Here is a 17,856-nt window from a genome sequence, read left to right on the forward strand (position 1 = left end):
GACACGCTAGATTAATCCTGAGGCATCTAAACGAAAATCCTGCCAGTTGCGCGACTGGCAGGATTTTTCTATTTTCACCCTATCATCTGATTGGTAATTGATTGAACTAATCTCGTGAATAATAGGTGGACAGACACTTCATTACTTTCATAAGGTCATAACCGAGCACTTCATCACGGCTCAACTACATACCACGACAGGTTTGGCCCGACTCCTACGTCGCACACGCCAAACTTTATGCACTCACCTCACTGAGAGCACTTCCTTTTGTTCACTCCCATGTAGTTGGAAATCGTCATGCCTATTTTTATGCGCACCAGTGCGCTCAAAAACAGTCAAAGTACCTCACAAAAAGACATCACCCTACAAGAATTACAACGCCAAGAAGAACTCCGTGAACGCGCGCTGCGCAATCATACGGAATGGTTGCGGTACGTTTCGCACGTAACACGTTAACTGGATGGACTTGCTTACATAAGCAAACTTCAGCGATTGCTGAACTGCGTTTATGCAGGTCAGAAAATCAGTAGACGTTTTCTACGTAAGGCTCGTAGGCTACAGATGTCAGGGTCGCACACATGCTTTGTGAGGCCACCATTCGATCGAGAGGAGGCCCTATCTTGGTTCACAGCAATGAACCCCAGGCGATCTCCTCGGTGCGCTTCGTCTGAACGTAGCGTTCCGCAGGAGACCGCGAAGGGAGACAGAGACTGCAGCTCTGACTCCCTTCTTTTATGCCTTTTTAAGGTTTTACAAACGACGTCTATTCGCGTCCAGCCTAGTCTTCGCTGTCGCGTGGTTCTGGTTCAAGCACCGCCGCGATCGCCTCGCTGTAAATAGTATTTCCTTGGCGGACGAGCCACCACGTCATCAAACCTGTCACCGCAGCAACTCCAACGCTTTGCACAAGAGCGAGAATGCGCTGTAAAGCGGTCGCATATACGGGTCCGGGTTCGCAGCAGGAATCTTGCAGTCGTCCAGTAATGAGGGTGTTCAACGATGAATAGTTTCCCGTGTCGTCGCCAAGCACAGGCCCAAGAATCGTGAAACATGCGACTAGCGCTAAAGCGATGATTGCGATGACTCGCCATGCAATTTTTTGCGCTGGGGTTTCTTGCCGTCGGACATGTATGTTGGCGCGTGCGCGTTTGATCCGGTTTCCGAGAATGACGCCCCACACGATGGCACCAAACACAAGTGTTAATCCGAGAACGCCAACAACCGTATCCATGCTTTTCCTTACCTGCGATTATCTGTCGTTACCTTACCGCAGATAGTTAAGAGGTTTAGCCGTCTTACAAGGGATTTAACGGCCTGCGATGTATCGGGCTGCGGCGGCTCCTGCTGTCCGTCCCGTTCGTGTTGCTCCAACGGTGGAGGCACCTGCACCGTATCCGGCAAGATATATTCGGTTATCTGCGTATACGCGCGTGCTGTCTGTAGCAATGCCGCCCTGCGGGGAGCGTAATTTGAGGGGTGCGAGATGTTTGAGGGCTGGTTTAAATCCTGTTGCCCACAAAATGACATCTACGGGTTCTATTCCACCTGCCCAAGCCGGCATAACGTCGGTTGCTTCCTTGCCTGTCACGCCTGAAAATTCGACGCCGTTCGGGAGTATTCGTCGCAGTGGCCCGCGAGATATGAGCACTCCTCGGTTGATTGCTTGCTGATATTCGGGAGTGAGCGGCAAACCTGTAGCGCCAACCACCGATAAGGTATGCAGTCCTTTGTCTGTTCGTTGACGAACAGCTTTTTCTACGTTTATTCCCCACTGCTTGTCGAAGAGTTGTTGCGTGAACTGTGGAGCACGTCGTGTTGACCACAATGTTGCGATTCCTGCGTCGTGCAAGGGAAGCAAAAATTGGATGGCGCTTGCTCCTCCTCCAACTACGAGTACGCGCTTTCCCGCAAATTCTGTTACAGACTGATAATCCTTCGTATGAAGTTGGCGGCCGTTGAATGTTTCTATGCCCGGATAGTAGGGCCAAAATGGTTGGTCCCACGTGCCCGTTGCATTGATGATGGCTAACGCATTCCAGTGTGTGGTTTCGTGTGTGGCGGTATTGAGTGCGGTTATACGCAGCGGAGCGTGCAGATCGTTTTCACGCGTGGAACGTACGTGTTGAACGGTGTACGGGCGTAACACGGGGACCTCGAACTGTTGTTCATATGTTCCGTAATAGCGTGATACTACAGACGACGCGGGTTCGTGGGGATCAGGCTTTCCTAAAGCTAACCCTGGTAGGTCGTGAATGCCGTGCGCTTTTCCTAGGGTGAGCGATGGCCATCTATGCTGCCAGGCTCCCCCAGGGCCTTCATTTGCGTCAAGAACAATGAAGTCAACGTGCGGCTTGAGCCCTTTGCGTATCAGCGTGTGCGCTGCGCTCAACCCTGCTTGTCCGGCACCAATCACTACAATTTTTGTGGTGTTTTCAGGCACGGTTTCATTATCTACATGTTCACTGCTGGTGTGCACAGCACGCTTCCGGTCCACATCAGTATGAACCTTCACACTCAAGTTCCTATTCCCTGCACGCAGGGTTTCACACGTGTTGTTGCTAGATCGTGTGCAATGGCTGGATGGTTGAAGGTAAGAGACACTAAATGCATGACAGTTGAGATTCAGCATGAAATTCCATCGCGTGAAGAAACCCTCGACTTATATGCGGCGGTCGGGTGGGTCACCTACACGCAAGACCCTGATGCGCTTATGGCTGCACTTGAAGGGTCCTCCTATGTGCTTACTGCACGCAATGACGAGGGCGTTCTTGTTGGGCTCGTTCGCGTTATTAGCGACGGTTCCACAATCGCTTACGTGCAAGACATTCTCGTTGACCCGCGCGCCCACCGCACTGGTGTTGGCAGTGCGCTTTTGGACGAGGTGATGGCTCGTTCTGCTGATATTCGTCAGTTGGTGTTGCTCACTGACGCGGATCCTGTGCAGCGACTGTTTTATGAGTCGCGGGGCATGGTTGAGATTCATGATGTTGAGCCTCAACCGTTGCGTTCTTTTGTTCGTTTGCTTTAGCGCATGTTTTCATAACAAACGTTCAGCATCCGCTGCTAGGGTGGCTCAAGCAAACGTGTGAGCGGTAAAGCGAGGTGACATGACCGAGTTGTATAAACACATAGAACGTCTAGTGCATCCTCGTTTTTCGGTCATGTTGTGCTTGACGTTATGCGCGTTGACGATCGCTGGTTTGCTTGCCATGCACACGGTTGGCACGCACGCTTCCCATCAGGCAAACGTGCTGCACCCCTCCGCTGAGACGGCTGTGGCAACAGCACACAACGGCCACGCCGCTGCCGATCACGCCAGTGACATTTCAGCAACTCACGTCACAACGTCTAGCCTCACCCAACAGCCTCCACTACACGACAGCGTCGGCATGTCTCTCACCTGCGTGTTAGCGCTTCTTGGGCTTTTCGTTTTTCTTTTACGGCCCTCGTTTTCTCTCGCATACGTCTTACGTATCCGACGGTTGTGGGCTCGTCGTACCGTGTCGTTCCATATGCGACCTGTAAGTGTTTCTCTCCATCAGCTTTGTATAAGCCGCACGTAAAAAACGGTCGTATTCGTTTTTCGTCCGTCTTGTGAGCGCAGTGAGCGCTCGTGTGTCTTACACAAAGGAATTTTTATGTCTATCAAACCTGTAGTACGCGTATGCCTTTTTGCTGTTGTTTCCTTGTCTTTGGCAGCATGCACAACTGACAGTCAGCCTTCAGCGCCTTCGTCTTCGCAGACAAGCGCCCAAACCACGCAAGCAGCATCAGCAAACAGCGACGATGAAATGTTTGCCTCCATGATGATTGTTCACCATCAACAAGCCATCGAGATGTCTGACGTAGTTCTTGCGAAAGACAGCATTGACCCGAAAGTAACAGCACTTGCTATCCGCATTAAGGAAGCGCAAAGCCCAGAAATTACGCAACTCAACGGGTGGCTACGCCAATGGGGTTTTAACCAAGACGAAGCCGACCATTCAATGATGGGGCACGACGATGGCATGATGTCCGACGACGACATGTCTCAGCTCTCTGCCGCACAGGGTGCTGAAGCGTCACGACTTTTTCTTGAGCAGATGATTGTGCACCATGAAGGTGCCATCACTATGGCTGAAGAAGAACTACACGCCGGAGTGAACCCTGATGCGTTAGCTTTAGCGCGAACCATCATTGACGCGCAAACAGCTGAGATCGCAGAAATGCGCGGTTTGCTTGAAGCCCTGTAAATAGGTGTGGAGGGCTGCAGGTGCAGCCCTCCACAGTAGTGTGTAGAGAAGTTTTATTCTTCTGGTGCTCCGTCAGAGACAAGGTCGCCTGTGCGTTTTTCAAACAGGGTTCCCGTGTTTGGCCAGTGGATGTCTGACACGTTGCGGAGCGGGTCTATGCGGTTGAGCAGTCCATCGCGAACTGTCGGCCATTCTGGTTGCAAAATAGAGAAAGAAACCGAATCGCAGCGTGTTCCGTCCGGAGCGATACGGAACCCTCGCAGTGTGCCTTCATATGTTGCACCGAGACGGGTAATTGCAGAGATTGAACGAGCATTCCTAGAATCCGCCCTCATTGCAATGCGGTACATGCCCCACTGCTCAAAGGCGTATTCCATGAGCAAGAATTTGCATACTGGGTTAACGACCCGACCCCACAGGCTTCTCGCATAAAAAGTGCGTCCAATTTCTACGCGGCCTTGCTCTTCATGTACACCGTTAAAAGCTGTGCTGCCCACGATTTCGCCGTTCACTGTGTCAACAACAGCAAACGGCAACACATCAGATGTACTCAGTGCGTCCTCAATGTAGTTAGCCATGCCAACTTCCCCATGTGGGGTGGGCGTACTCATGCCAGCCCACATGTGTGGGTCGACAATTTCAGCCAGCGCACCAACGTGCGCTTGGGATAACGGCTCTAGTCGAAAGCCGTATCCCTCGAGGACAATTTCGTGTTGCATAGCGATATGAAAACACATGTTTGGCATGCTGCGAAAGTAGTATTTTTCGTGTGTTTAAACATGCTTGAACACACGAGGTTAAAAAGACTAGGACGCAGAGCAAACAGAACCTAAATTTGCGGGACTAAAATATGCGTTTTTCCTTGATTTTTAGCGGAAAAAAGCCGGTCGGGAACTGTTTTCTCACTCGCCCGAAAACGAGATGCACAACACCATCGATTGTGGACGAGTTAATGAACATTTCATCTCTTTTATCGGCCGCGTAGACTCGCGTCATGAAGCAACCCATATCTGAGCTCATCGAAGAAGGCGGCTACATTGAGCGGGCCGACATAACACAAGCAGATTTTAGTGATTTTTTAGGCGAAGAATTACGTGTCCTTGATTCTCAGTTCACTGGTTGCACCTTTTCCAACACTGTATTTTCGCGCTCCCACTTTTCGGATGTGACGTTCACGGAAATGTCCGCACCAGACGTGTCTTTCGTCCACTCGGGGCTACACAATGTGGTTTTCTCCCATTCACGCATCGGCGGATTTCAAGCGTTCGATTCTTCGTGGGTGCATGCCCGCATAGAAGCCTGCAAAATCGGGTTCTTTAACCTCCGTGGCACCCGCATCACCGACATACACTTCGTTGATTGCACCCTGGACGAATTAGACCTGTCCGCGGCACAACTCAAAAACGTAATTTTTGACAACTGCACCATCGATCACCTCGTCATGAATGAAACCCACTGCACAAAAGTAGATGTGCGTGGCGCACATATTGCGCGTGTCAGCAACGCAGCAGGCCTCAAAGGAACCATTATGAATCCAGAACAGTTCACCGAACTTGCGCCATCCTTCGCAAAGATGCTGGGGATCACGCTCAAGTAGAAACACGAAAGGCGCCCACACGTGGAACCTGTACTACTCGTCATGCAGCTCCTAATTTTGGTTTTACTTGGCTCGTTATGGGTGCAGCGCAAAAAGACTCAAGGGCAGTCTTCTACATCGCTTGAGCCCTTTATTCGCAGCATGTTCGACGCGCAAAATGCTGTGATGCGTGAAGAACTATCGCGGCAACGCGAAGAAACTCAACGCATCCAATCACTGCACACCGAAACCACAGAGCGTCGATTCCATCACCTCAGCGCGAGCCTTTCGGCTGAACAATTCAAATTCGCTGAGGCACGCACTCAAGCAGAACGGAACCTCCGCGAAGAAACACAGCGATCCCTGCAAGAACTCGGCGACAGGTTCCGCACACACTCGCAATCCATTCAAGAAACTCAAGAAGTTTTTCGCGCACAGTTCTCTGAGCGTTTTGAACAGTTAACCGAGAAAAACACTCGCAAACACATCGAATTGCAGAGTCTGCTTTCTGCCGAGTTAGCAAAACTACGCGAAGGAAACGAAGCGAAACTCGAAAAAATGCGGGAAACCGTAGACGAAAAACTCCAAGGAACCCTAGAGAAACGGTTGGGCGAGTCTTTCCAACTCGTCAGTTCCCGTCTTGAAGAAGTCCACAAAGGCCTTGGAGAAATGCAGTCCTTAGCATCAGATGTGGGCGGCCTCAAACGAGTTTTAACGAACGTAAAATCGCGAGGTACGTGGGGTGAAGTCCAACTCGCTCGACAGCTCGAAGACCTGCTGTCTCCCGAGCAATACGAATCAAACGTTGCAATCAAACCGCACTCCGCAGAACGCGTTGAATTTGCCGTCAAACTTCCAGGCAGAGAAGAAAACGGTGAGGTTGTGTACCTCCCAATCGACTCGAAATTCCCTCAAGAAGATTATGAAAGGCTCGTTGAAGCAACTGAACTAGGCGACAAAGACAGCGTAGAACTAGCCGCAAAAGCCCTCGAAAAAGCGATTATCGAACAAGCAAAAACAATCGCAAGCAAATACATTGAAGCGCCATACAGCACCGACTTCGCCATCATGTACCTTCCCACTGAAGGCTTATTCGCTGAGGTGATTCGTCGTCCAGGTCTCGTCTCTCGCCTACAAAACGAGCATCGAATAAACGTCACTGGACCAACAACTCTCAGTTCACTACTCAATTCATTGCAGATGGGTTTCCGCACACTCGCTATCGAAAAGCGTTCATCTGAAGTATGGAGTGTGCTTGGTCAAGCCAAACAAGAGTTCCGCAAATATGGTGCCGTGTGGGAGAAACTTGAAAAACAATTAGCAACAGCCCAGAACACGGTTAAAGAAGCAGGCACAAGAACACGTGCAGTGGAACGCAAACTACGTTCTGTTGAAACCTCCATGCTTGACACGACACAAGAACCCCCTGCTCTTGACGTAGCTTTAGCGGAACTCACTAACGACGAATAGGCAGCATAGAAGGCTTCACTCACAACAGCACACTACGCTGACAAGCCACAGGAAGTTCACTACCCAGAGGGTTCCTCATCGCTGAGAGGAAGCAAGAGATCAGTTCTAACAGTCGTCGGGGTCTCTTCTTGTGGGGAACTCAGATAGTGCTCAACTACCGGGTCATTTGTGAGGACTCGTCCAGATGCGGGCAGCCAGCAACCGAAAAGCCATGCATAACTCTCAGGCATATCAGAGTATGCCCCCTCGTGGTTAAAAGCCGCGTACGTTCCATGACGTAGCGAGTACCACTCCGGAGTTGGCGCATCTGGTGACAGAGGCAGTAGGTCAGGAGAAAACCTCTCAGGGACAGTCACACAAGCGAGTGACCTCAACTCGGACTCCTCCGTGCTCGACGGATCCGAGAGATACACTCCGTATAACTCGTGATCGTCCATATCAATGCCATGTGCGAGCAGCCAGACCCGCAGATCATGGAACGCACGATCTATGGTCAAAAAAGAGCCGCGATGCTGGACTGCAACACACCTTATCTTCGCAAGTTCTACTTGACGGACAGGAAAGCGTTGTGGATCATCGACGATGCGCGCAATTCTTAAATCAACATGCGTGCCATATTTTCGATAATCAGCCGGAGTTATGCCGACCGTGGTCCGAAAAGCGCGGGTAAACGACGAGATATTTGGGTAACCGCATTGGGCTGCGACTTCAGGAATGGGTGCGTTATCAGCCAATAGGGCAATTGCGCGTTGCATGCGAACGCGTTTAACAAGCGCTGGGAGAGACTCACCAAACGCTGCACAAAAAATCCGATGCCAATGCCTGGGCGAAATCCCAGCAATCTCAGCCAGCCGAATCAAATCCAGCGGCTGATCCAAATGCTCGTATACGTAGGAAAGCACAAGATCAAAGCGATCCTCATAAGAGAACACCTTTTGCTGTCCCATGACGCGTCCTCTCATTACTTACCTGATCAGCACGCTCACTGCTACAACAATGACTTCAGGTGTGGGAGTCCATCATACGGTGTAAAAGACCGGCTATTTGCGCAGGTAGTGGGTGAACACCAACTCAATCAGTTGCGCCAGTTCAGCTTCGGGAAAATGGGTATCCTCAGCAAGGAGCACCGCTCGTTTCCCTTCGTAGGAAAGATGGCTGGCAACAAAACGAAACTCTGAAATGAGCGGCGTCCCACAGTGGACAAACATTGCGGGCGTCCCGTCAGGCTGCATCCCCAAACGGATAGCGCTTCCAACCTTGTTATTGACAGGCCGAAGGCTGGGTTCACCCCACGCTGTATATTCCTTTAATCCGCCAGTTTCCGGAATGCCTTCGGCAACACCATAGGCTATTGCCCGTACGGCAAGAAGCCGTTCTGCAGCGCCCACTGGAATGGAGTCGAATGCAGCGGCTACGCTCTCTGGCATCTCCGGCAACAAGGGATTCATACTAAACTTCTTTGTCTACGCCAATGGCAACGAAGATACCCTCCGGGCCATACTGTTCATACTCGCATAGATATGTCTTGCGCATGTCGTCGAATGCCCACGCTTCATTCCACGCTTCGACTACGCGAGTTGGGTCAGCTTCTGGAACTTCGAACATTGCGCGTGCAGACTTCGGCACGGACACCAGCGTCATACCATCCGGGACAGCGGTTGCCGGGTCAACCTCAACACCGATGAGGAAAGTAAACCACCCATCACGGCTAACACCAGCGTTCTCTAGATGGGTGTATACCGCGTACACGTGCTCGCTGCGTCGTCCTGGAATTGCTTCAATCAGACCTTCACGGGACACGCGCTCCCAGAGTTCGGGAATCGCATTCTGAGACCCGGGGCTGTCTGTTCGTATTGCGTATCCAAGGACTGTACGTGGGGAATTTGTTAAGAACTTAGGTTGTGTCATGCCTTCACTGTAGGTCTGCCCCACTGTGCAATACGTGCCACAATCTGTTGAGATGACTGAAATAGCTTTAGCGGAACTCACTAACGACGAGTAACCGCCGCCCACACTTCGTCGGCCAACGTTTCTGCATACAGCACAGAGATATGTTGCTCGTCTCGGTAGACGACCACATTTCCAATAACTGCGGGACAGCGGTCTGTAGTGCAGAACCACGACGACGTATCAACAAAGGTGACCCCATCCGTTGTTTTAGCGGGGGCGATCTGGTGATCGCGAGGCAATGCTTCAGATCGTGCTCGGGCGCATGTCTGTGGCTCGGTTGGGTTCTTTACCAGACACTCTGTGGTGCCTTCTGCTGGAAGCATCATCGGGTTATCACTCAACACAACCACGGGAATAGAGTGTGCCGCCAACTGTGACCAGACGTCGCTGAACCCTTCTTCAGGCGAGGGTTTCTCCGGTGGTGCCACCCATTCCACGGCTGTTCGGTTAGAGGTGACAACAACATCATATTTTTCGTCGATTAATGTTTTGAGTGTTGCGTTGTTTGCGACAACGCAAGGACCGCCCCTGTCTGCGTCAGACACGCGTTGTGCTGTTGAGAGTGGACAGCTTGAGTGGAAATATGTGTCAACGCGAACGTCTGGGTTAGCAGCAACGATCTTCTCGAAAGCGGGAAGATACTGCTCGCTGTGAGAATCCCCCGCTAATGCAATACGGATGGGTGCGTCTTCTGCCCCGAACATGCATGTAGGGGTAAAAGGGTCAGCCATATTAGATTTGCATCGTCCCTCAGCGCCTGTGGGTAAAGAGTCGCGCACATGTGCTGGATTAGGCAATAAGCGAGTTGTCTCTAATGCTATTTCCGGCAATTCTAGTTTCGTTTTTTCTGTTAACCCTAAATTATTAAATTCGTGTTCCAGTATTGAGTTTATTTCGTTTTTATGCTGGCTTTCTTGAGCATGTGAAAGGATTCCCGGAAGGAAAGAAACTATCGCTATTAGTAAGGACCCAAAGAAACCCCACACAAGAATTTTCTTTGTATTGTTTTTACTGACGCGAACATCACGCAAAGGCTTATCGACTGCATGAAAGAGCACCATTGCCAGCAGTAGAGAAACAACGACGGCACCAGCTTTTTCGACAAATCCCACGTTCTTGAAAAGTAGCGGAAGCAGCACAATAATGGGCCAGTGCGTGAGATACAAGTTATAAGAGATGTCTCCAACGTATTGCACCGGCCACGCTGTGGTTATCCGCTTTCCGACACCTTCAGTAGCACCGAATCCCAGGTAAAGCAGCAATGCTGTTCCTAAGACAGGCGGCAGCGCGCCCGCCCCCCGGGAAGGCAGTTGGATCAGTGAAGAATAGTGCCCAAACAATCGCACCCCACCCGAGCAGGAGCGCACTAAAGCGCATCCGTCGACGCAATACATGTGCAGGCAGCAGCACAAGCAAAGCACCTACGCCAAGTTCCCATAATCGCGAGGTGAGAGTGAAGTATGCGGCTGGGTTTCCAGCAGAAACCTGTATTTGAGAATAAATGAAAGACGCACATACAAGCAGGGCAACGCTTCCACCGACAATAATTTTCGGCGACCATCCGGCTCGCTTAGCCACCATAGCACACAACAAGACCAGCAATGGAATAACAATATAAAATTGTTCTTCAACGGACAAAGACCAAAAGTGCCGGAACAATGAGTCCGGTGCGTCTTGCGCTAGATAATCAACTGAATTTTGAGCCAGAAGAAGGTTTTGCAGATAGATAATCGATGCGATTGCTTCACGTGAGGCATTTTCCCAACGGTTTATCGGGACTAAAACCCACAGAAAAACCATTGTTAATGCGATTGTTATATATGCAGAAGGCAAGATGCGCTTTATGCGTCGCGCATAGAAACCAAGGAGGTTGATCGGTTCGCCACGCGACCCAGCACGTATCAGAAACCCGCCGACGAGAAACCCTGACAGCACAAAGAAAATATCTACGCCAATAAAACCGCCCGGCAAGACGTTGGGCCAAAAATGGTAAATAACGACAGCGAGTACTGCTACAGCTCGAAGAGCTTGAATGTCTGCACGAAGCTTTTTTGATGTCTGCTGGTCAACACAAGGCAGATTTTCTGATTTTTTTATTGTGGGGGCGTTTAACACCCATAAAGCATAGTTAAAGCGGACATACTCACTTAATGAAACATTCTATTTATTTGAGTTAATACTGTGTTAACAGTGCGGCTATTGTGCCGATTCTTTAGAATCTGTGAATCTTGTGGCAAGAAGTGCCTGATACACAGTATGAGCGCTCTCTAGTACAGAAAAATCATGCGTGGAGTGCACGTGCGTAGCTAAAGAACGCGCTTGATCGTCAAGAAGCCATTCCGCGAGCATGTCATGACCTTCTGGGGCATAGTCGGAACTCCTGTCGCGTTTGTTTCGTTCACGCAGCACACGTAACGATGTTTCATGGTCGTCGTGCGGTTGCACCCACAGCACATGTTCCGCACAAGAAACAGCGTTTTTCACGCGTGAAAAAAGCGCACGGTTTGAATAGTTGGTGTGCCCTGCACCCAAAGCAAGAACAGACCCGGCTGCCCTTTTCACTACCTGCTCGACAGCATGCGCGCGAGCAACCTCCCACGCCCGCTCAGTACGCACCCACCCCAGCTGAGCAGACTCGTCGTAAATACGGGCAACAGGCCAGCCAACTTCTTCATAAAACGGCTGCCCCGCCTCATCAATATCAATGAAGTCACGCCCCGTCATGTCTGCAAGTGCTCGACCTAATGTGCTTTTCCCGGCACCTGCCGGACCAATCAAAATAAGCCACGGACCAGGCTCAACGCTCGGCGGCATTCCACCCTCACTCATTGCATGTTCAGTTCACGACGCAACAAAACAATCACTTCGTAGTGTGTCGTGTGCGGGAACATATCGAGGACTCTCAGCTTCAACCGGTCGCATACTCGGCATGAAGGCAAGGTCCTGTGCGAGGGTTACCGCATTACAGCTGGAGTACACAAGCGTGTGGGCGGTACTGGTTTCTAAAAACCGCGCTAGTTCCTCGCCTATCCCCCGTCGTGGCGGGTTTACCACGATAACGTCAGGTGATTCGCTGTGCTGCGCGGCATCGTAGGCACGGGAGAACGCTGTCGCATCAAGCGCGTCAAAACGCAGGTTGCTGATGCCAAGCATGTCAGCTGTCTGTTGCGCAGAAGCAATCGCATCCGCACTTATTTCAATGCCCGTCACTGTGTGCGCGTGCGGTGCAAGATGCAACGCAAACCCGCCGACCCCGCAGAACAAATCCCACACGTGCGCGGGCACGTCATCGGCTAACCATGTACGCGCTTGCTCGTATAAGGCTGCGGCAATTGGGGTGTTCGTTTGGAAGAAACTTTGCGGACGCACATGCAACGGAACGCCATTTACACGCATCGTTAGTGTTTCTTGTTCCGTCAAAACGATTTCCTGCGGCCCCTCAAGGATCGCTTTGTGTTCTGGCTGTATGTTCACGGAGAACACTTTGACGTGCGGATACGCTGCTAAAAACGTGGGAAGGTGTTTGCGGAGTCGGGTTACTGGTTCTTGTGAGCGCGACACAAACCGCACCATATATTCGCTGTCTGGCGATTGTGTGACAAGCACATATTTCAGTTCGCCACGCCTAGAGTGCAGATCGTATGGCTGGATACGCGCTGTCGTAATAAAAGCGGTAAGCGCTTGCAATAGATCGTGCATCGGCTCGTCATATAAGGGACAGTCGTGAAGATCAATGCCGTTTTGTTGCGCATCCAAAATGCCTAACACCGGAGCGTCAATACTGCCGGTAACCACCATTTTTGCTTTGTTACGAAACGCTTGTTCTGCACTTGGGATTGCAGGTAGCCACTGTATGCCCTGATAGGAGGCAAGCAGTGTGCGCGCATGTTCCACTTTGTTAGCCAACTGCTGCTGGTATGGCGTGCGCAAAAGCGTGCATGATCCGCATCGCTGTGCTTCAAAATGGTGACAGTACATAGGTGCCATTGTCTCAAGGGCCCACACATCATGTCTAAACAATCGTGGCGTAAAGGGCTGGGATGGACTCATCATCGCTAGGCGACACTGATACGCCAGCGGCCGCTCCTTCGCCAAGGAAGAAGCGGCCGCCGCTATATAGCGTTGTTTAGGCGAACGAAACCTCGGGTTGGACCGTCCCAAACCTGTGCGCAGTCAACGAGATTGCCTGTTCGCGTAGGAACACGAGCATCTCTACCCGCCCAGCTTCAGTTACTGGCTGACTGTACAACGCGACATCTGGTTTCACGCCAAGAACCTGCGTCAACTGTGTGCGGGCGTCCGCTGCACTGCTGATAAGGCGCACTCGAACGTCACCCAGTTGTGTAGCCCACTCGTTGGAGTCGCGCGTCGAGACACGCACACCTGCACGTACAAGAAGAGTCGTAAGTTGTTGGTGATGTTGTTCGAGTGAAACCTCGTATGTACTGCCTGAGGCTAGCCCGGCGGCAACAACACGCAGCAGGTCAATGACTTTTCCATCCGCTTGATAACGCACAACTACCCGGGTTGGCAGGTAACGGAATTCGTTGCGCTCAACGACGAGTTGCGACACGTCACGCATCACCCCAAATTCGTTGTTCCATGCTTCTGCATCTGATGCGGCTGCACGCTCAAGTGAAGCGATGTCACGGGCTGACACACCTAATTCGTCAGCGGTTGCTCGCACTTGTGAAATGAATTGGGCAACCTTTGGGTTCGCTACCGTGTAATCGTTAGCTGTTGCAGTGGCGGTTTCCCAGTTAACGAGACCGTGTAGATAGTTTGGTCCTCCGGCTTTTGTGCCCGCGCCAACTGCTGATCGTTTCCATCCACCAAATGGTTGACGACGAACGATTGCGCCTGTGATGCCACGGTTGATGTAGAGGTTCCCAGCTTCTACCGTGTTCACCCAGTGTGCGATTTCGTCCGAGTCCAGGGAATGTAATCCAGCGGTTAACCCGTAGTCGGTCGCGTTTTGTGCGGCGATCGCTTCGTCGAGAGTTGCGACAGACATGACGCCAAGAACCGGACCGAAATATTCTGTCAGGTGATATTCAGACCCTGGCGTTACACCAGTTTTCACGCCTGGTGACCAGAGACGCCCATCGTCAGATAGTTGCTGTGGTTGGATCGCCCACGATTCACCTGCATCCAATTGCGTCAGTGCACGCAATAGTTTGCCTTGAGGTGCCTCAATGACTGGCCCTACCTGCGCTGTCGGGTCGTCTGGGAAGGCAACGCGCAACCCTGCTACTGCGTCAAGTAGTTGGTTACGGAAACGCTGCGAACGCCCCACTGACCCGACGAGTATCACCAGTGATGCGGCTGAACATTTTTGGCCAGCATGCCCAAAAGCAGAGTTGACGATGTCTTTCACAGCTAGGTCAAGGTCCGCGTGCGGGGTAACAATGATGGCGTTTTTACCTGAGGTTTCCGCGAGGAGTTGCAGGTTCGGGTTAAACGTGTGGAACAGTTCCGCCGTTTCGAAAGCACCAGTCAGAATAAGCCGGTCAACGCGTGGATCTGAGATCAGTTGTTTGCCGAGTTCACCTTCGGAGACGTGCACGAGGCGCAGCACATCACGAGAAATGTTGTGTTCGTCGAGAGCTGCCCACAACGCTTCAACCATCACCGAACCGCATCGAGCAGCCTGAGGGGCCGGCTTCACGACAACAGAGGAACCTGCTGCGAGCGCAGCGAGTGTGGAGCCTGCAGGGATAGCTATCGGGAAGTTCCATGGTGGTGTTACTACGGTGAGTTTTACGGGCACGGCTTGTGCGCCGTCGATGGTGTCGAGGTTTTCGGCGAGTTGGGCGTAGTAGTTAGCGAAGTCGATGGCTTCAGAGATTTCTGGGTCGGCCTGTTCGAGGGTTTTTCCGCATTCGCTTGCCGCTACTTCGATGAGTTGTGCGCGACGCTTTTCGAGTTCGATTGCTGCTGTTCGTAGTATGCGTGCTCGTCCGCTTCCGTTTAGTGCAGCCCATTCGTCGGCTGCGGTGATTGCGGTGGTGAGTGTGTTGTTGAGGTCTTCTGGGGTGGTGATGGTGCATTCACGGACGAGGTTTTCACCCAAAGTTGAGGTGGGGATTGCGTCGATGATGCGTTGACCCCATTCTCTGTTTCCGGGCAGGGCCGGGTCGGTGTCTGGGGTGTTGTCGAATGCGGTTTGTGCAACAGGGGTTTGGGTGAGCCTGTTTTGTTGGCGGTTTGGTGCCGGAACTGTTTCGTCTACGTGGGCAAGGGATGCTTCAAATCGTGCTTGTTCGCGGTCGAATAGTTCTGGGTTTTTGCTGAGTTCGAATACTGCCGACATGAAGTTGTCGTGTGATGCGCCTTCTTCGAGTCGGCGGATGAGGTATGCGATTGCGACGTCGAACTCGGTTGGGTGTACGACTGGGGTGTAGAGCAGGAGGTCTCCTACTGTGCGGGAGACGGCTTCTGCTTGGGCTTCTGCCATGCCTAAGAGCATCTCGAATTCGATGCCGTTGGGGATGTCGCGTACGTGCCGGTCTTCGGCGAGCAGCCATGCGTGGGCGATGTCGAATAGGTTGTGTCCGGCTATGCCTAAGCGCACGTTGGTGATGCGTTCTGGGGTCATTGCCCAGTTCAGTACGCGCTTGTAGTTGGTGTCTGCTTCTTGTTTGGAGCCAACTACTGCTAGTGGCCAGCCGTGCACTGCCGCTTCGACGCGTTCCATTGGTAGGTTTGCGCCTTTGACGAGTCGCACTTTAATGGGTGCTCCGCCTTGTGCTCGGCGTTGCTCCGCCCAGTGTTGCAGGCGTTGCATGGCTGCCATTGCGTCGGGCAGGTAGGCCTGTAGCACGATTCCTGCTTCGAGGTTGTGCAGTTCTGGCCGGTCTAGGAGTTGGGTGAATACCTCAATCGTCATGTCGAGGTCGCGGTATTCTTCCATGTCCAAGTTGATGAACTTTTGGCTTGGGTGCGCTGCCGCATATTGGTAAAGCGGTAGCAGCTGTTCAATAACGTGCTCTACAGCTTGGTTGTATGCCCACGGTGAGTGGGGTGCAACCGTGGAGGACACTTTGATGGATACGTAGTCGACGTCGTCTCGTTCAAGGAGCGCCCGGGTGCCGTCGAGGCGTTTTGCTGCTTCCTTTGGTCCAAGAACGGCTTCACCCAACAAGTTAATGTTGAGTTTGCGTCCGGTGCTTTTGAGGGCGGCAATAGATTTGCCGAGTTTTTCGTCGCTTGCATCCACGATGAGGTGTCCAACAAGTTCACGGAGCACTCGTTGCGCTGCCGGTATGACAAGTTGTGGTGCCGCATGTGATGCTATCGCACCAACGTGCACTGCCGAACGGAGGTACCACGGCAAGAATGTTGGCGTATTGCGGGCTAGGTTGCGGAAGTTAGCTGCCGCGATGTGTGGGTCTTCGGGGCGGATTACGCCGTCAACAAACCCAACCGTGAAATCAAGTCCACCTTCTTCTGAAAGCACCCCGGACAGCATTGTTGCGGCGGTTGAGGGCTTGATTGTTTCTGCGGTGGCGAGCCATTCGTGTACGAGGTTGCTCGTCCGCTGAGCGTCTGTGCTGTTGTTCTGCACGGTCACTCCTTTAAGTCATAGTGTCATCTTCTTTTACAGTGTGAAAGCAAGATAACTTTAGGTAAAGTGAAGTTTTCTTAAGTTGAATAGTTAGAAAACCTAAAGTGAAGGTGGGTTGCCATGCTCGACGTACGTCGCCTGCGAGTACTACTCGAACTACAACGACGCGGCACCCTCGCCGACGTAGCCACAGCACTACACCAAACCCCCTCAGCGATCTCCCAACAACTCAACCAACTCGAAAAAGAAGCAGGCACCGAACTCCTCCGCAAAACAGGCCGCCGCGTACAACTCACACCCGCCGCACACACCCTCGCCGGCTACGCAGCACACATCATGGACCTCCTCGAACAAGCCCACAACGACGTCACACAATCCGAAACCTCACTCGTCGGAACCGTAAACGTCGCCGTATTCCAGTCTGCCGCGCTCGCGCTCATGCCGCAGGTTCTTGTGCTCGCGCGCGAAGAACACCCAGATTTGCGCATAACAATGACTCAACGAGAGCCCGAAACTGCCCTGCGAGAAACGTGGACGCGCGATTTTGACCTTGTCATCGCGGAACAATACCCGGGCCATGCCGCCCCGTGGCATCCAGAATTAGACCGCATCGAACTGACAACTGACGCGCTACGACTCGCAGTGCCAGACCACAACGGCTACGCACACGTTCATGCTCTGGCCGAGGCCAGCACCCTACCGTGGGTTATGGAACCGCGCGGAACAGCATCACGACACTGGGCTGAACAAGCATGCAGGCAGGCAGGGTTTGAACCCGATGTACGCTTCGAAACCGCAGATCTGCAGGCACACCTTGCACTCATCGCATCAGGGAACGCAGTAGCGCTCCTCCCCGGACTTATGACCGTAACCCACCCCAGCATGGTGCGATTCGTAGACCTGCCGGGCAGCCCTCGTCGCACTATTTTCACGTCAGCACGTTCAGCCGCAAGCACCCGAAGCTCCATCATCGAGTTACGACGAATACTCAGCCTCGTCACACACGACCTCGTCGCTTAGAAACACGTTTTCGCATTTAGGGCTTAGGTCCCGAGAAACTA

The 17,856-nt window shown here is 52.2% G+C and carries 18 protein-coding genes; 7 read left to right on the plus strand and 11 right to left on the minus strand.

Annotated elements, in window-relative coordinates; genetic code table 11:
• Window positions 1-297 precede the first annotated feature (297 nt).
• Window positions 298-456, plus strand: a complete 159-nt coding sequence (locus ACR9EC_RS07985) for a hypothetical protein (RefSeq protein ID WP_435298703.1) — start codon at window positions 298-300, stop codon at window positions 454-456.
• Between the two features lie 322 nt (window positions 457-778).
• On the opposite strand, the gene ACR9EC_RS07990 is transcribed toward ACR9EC_RS07985, so the two are convergent.
• Together ACR9EC_RS07990 and ACR9EC_RS07995 are read right to left on the minus strand one after the other, a co-directional pair.
• Window positions 779-1,231, minus strand: coding sequence for a hypothetical protein (locus ACR9EC_RS07990; RefSeq protein ID WP_435298704.1), 453 nt, complete (start codon window positions 1,229-1,231; stop codon window positions 779-781).
• 75 nt (window positions 1,232-1,306) lie between these two features.
• A complete protein-coding gene (locus tag ACR9EC_RS07995) occupies window positions 1,307-2,512 on the minus strand; it encodes an NAD(P)-binding domain-containing protein (RefSeq protein ID WP_435298705.1) in 1,206 nt (401 codons plus the stop codon).
• A gap of 96 nt (window positions 2,513-2,608) precedes the next feature.
• On the opposite strand from ACR9EC_RS07995, the gene ACR9EC_RS08000 reads away from it, so the two are divergent.
• The 3 genes from ACR9EC_RS08000 to ACR9EC_RS08010 all read left to right on the plus strand — a co-directional run bounded on the left by ACR9EC_RS08000 (window position 2,609) and on the right by ACR9EC_RS08010 (window position 4,232).
• On the plus strand, window positions 2,609-3,028 hold the full coding sequence (locus ACR9EC_RS08000) for a GNAT family N-acetyltransferase (protein ID WP_435298706.1): 420 nt from the start codon (window positions 2,609-2,611) through the stop codon (window positions 3,026-3,028).
• Between the two features lie 79 nt (window positions 3,029-3,107).
• Window positions 3,108-3,563: a hypothetical protein gene (locus ACR9EC_RS08005; protein ID WP_435298707.1), complete on the plus strand. Its 456-nt coding sequence runs from the start codon at window positions 3,108-3,110 to the stop codon at window positions 3,561-3,563.
• 75 nt (window positions 3,564-3,638) lie between these two features.
• Window positions 3,639-4,232, plus strand: a complete 594-nt coding sequence (locus ACR9EC_RS08010; protein ID WP_435298708.1) for a DUF305 domain-containing protein — start codon at window positions 3,639-3,641, stop codon at window positions 4,230-4,232.
• Window positions 4,233-4,285: 53 nt separating this feature from the next.
• Here the strand turns inward: ACR9EC_RS08010 and ACR9EC_RS08015 are convergent, their stop codons facing one another.
• Window positions 4,286-4,951: a GNAT family N-acetyltransferase gene (locus ACR9EC_RS08015; protein ID WP_435298709.1), complete on the minus strand. Its 666-nt coding sequence runs from the start codon at window positions 4,949-4,951 to the stop codon at window positions 4,286-4,288.
• 275 nt (window positions 4,952-5,226) lie between these two features.
• Here ACR9EC_RS08015 and ACR9EC_RS08020 point away from each other — a divergent pair, with 275 nt between their 5' ends.
• Both ACR9EC_RS08020 and ACR9EC_RS08025 read left to right on the plus strand, forming a co-directional pair.
• The gene (locus tag ACR9EC_RS08020) at window positions 5,227-5,829 is read left to right on the plus strand and encodes a pentapeptide repeat-containing protein (RefSeq protein ID WP_435298710.1); all 603 of its coding nucleotides are present in this window, start codon (window positions 5,227-5,229) and stop codon (window positions 5,827-5,829) included.
• A 21-nt stretch (window positions 5,830-5,850) separates the two neighbouring features.
• The gene (locus tag ACR9EC_RS08025; protein ID WP_435298711.1) at window positions 5,851-7,278 is read left to right on the plus strand and encodes a DNA recombination protein RmuC; all 1,428 of its coding nucleotides are present in this window, start codon (window positions 5,851-5,853) and stop codon (window positions 7,276-7,278) included.
• A 59-nt stretch (window positions 7,279-7,337) separates the two neighbouring features.
• Here the strand turns inward: ACR9EC_RS08025 and ACR9EC_RS08030 are convergent, their stop codons facing one another.
• From ACR9EC_RS08030 to ACR9EC_RS08065, 8 genes are all read right to left on the minus strand, one after another.
• On the minus strand, window positions 7,338-8,225 hold the full coding sequence (locus ACR9EC_RS08030; protein WP_435298712.1) for an AraC family transcriptional regulator: 888 nt from the start codon (window positions 8,223-8,225) through the stop codon (window positions 7,338-7,340).
• Window positions 8,226-8,318: 93 nt separating this feature from the next.
• Window positions 8,319-8,726: a hypothetical protein gene (locus ACR9EC_RS08035; protein ID WP_435298713.1), complete on the minus strand. Its 408-nt coding sequence runs from the start codon at window positions 8,724-8,726 to the stop codon at window positions 8,319-8,321.
• Between the two features lies 1 nt (window position 8,727).
• A complete protein-coding gene (locus ACR9EC_RS08040; protein WP_435298714.1) occupies window positions 8,728-9,186 on the minus strand; it encodes a GyrI-like domain-containing protein in 459 nt (152 codons plus the stop codon).
• Between the two features lie 80 nt (window positions 9,187-9,266).
• Complete coding sequence (locus tag ACR9EC_RS08045; protein ID WP_435298715.1) at window positions 9,267-10,490, minus strand: acyltransferase family protein; 1,224 nt, start codon at window positions 10,488-10,490, stop codon at window positions 9,267-9,269.
• The gene (locus ACR9EC_RS08050; RefSeq protein WP_435298716.1) at window positions 10,459-11,343 is read right to left on the minus strand and encodes an acyltransferase family protein; all 885 of its coding nucleotides are present in this window, start codon (window positions 11,341-11,343) and stop codon (window positions 10,459-10,461) included. Before ACR9EC_RS08050 ends, ACR9EC_RS08045 begins: the two co-directional genes overlap by 32 nt.
• Window positions 11,344-11,424: 81 nt before the next feature.
• Complete coding sequence (locus tag ACR9EC_RS08055) at window positions 11,425-12,057, minus strand: shikimate kinase (protein ID WP_435298717.1); 633 nt, start codon at window positions 12,055-12,057, stop codon at window positions 11,425-11,427.
• A 12-nt stretch (window positions 12,058-12,069) separates the two neighbouring features.
• On the minus strand, window positions 12,070-13,281 hold the full coding sequence (rlmC, locus tag ACR9EC_RS08060; protein ID WP_435298718.1) for a 23S rRNA (uracil(747)-C(5))-methyltransferase RlmC: 1,212 nt from the start codon (window positions 13,279-13,281) through the stop codon (window positions 12,070-12,072).
• 73 nt (window positions 13,282-13,354) lie between these two features.
• Window positions 13,355-16,795, minus strand: a complete 3,441-nt coding sequence (locus ACR9EC_RS08065; RefSeq protein ID WP_435298719.1) for a bifunctional proline dehydrogenase/L-glutamate gamma-semialdehyde dehydrogenase — start codon at window positions 16,793-16,795, stop codon at window positions 13,355-13,357.
• 120 nt (window positions 16,796-16,915) lie between these two features.
• Here ACR9EC_RS08065 and ACR9EC_RS08070 point away from each other — a divergent pair, with 120 nt between their 5' ends.
• A complete protein-coding gene (locus ACR9EC_RS08070; protein ID WP_435298720.1) occupies window positions 16,916-17,815 on the plus strand; it encodes a LysR substrate-binding domain-containing protein in 900 nt (299 codons plus the stop codon).
• Window positions 17,816-17,856 lie beyond the last annotated feature (41 nt).

This window comes from Timonella sp. A28, from assembly GCF_051200815.1.
Classification (GTDB): Bacteria; Actinomycetota; Actinomycetes; order Actinomycetales; family Cellulomonadaceae; genus Timonella.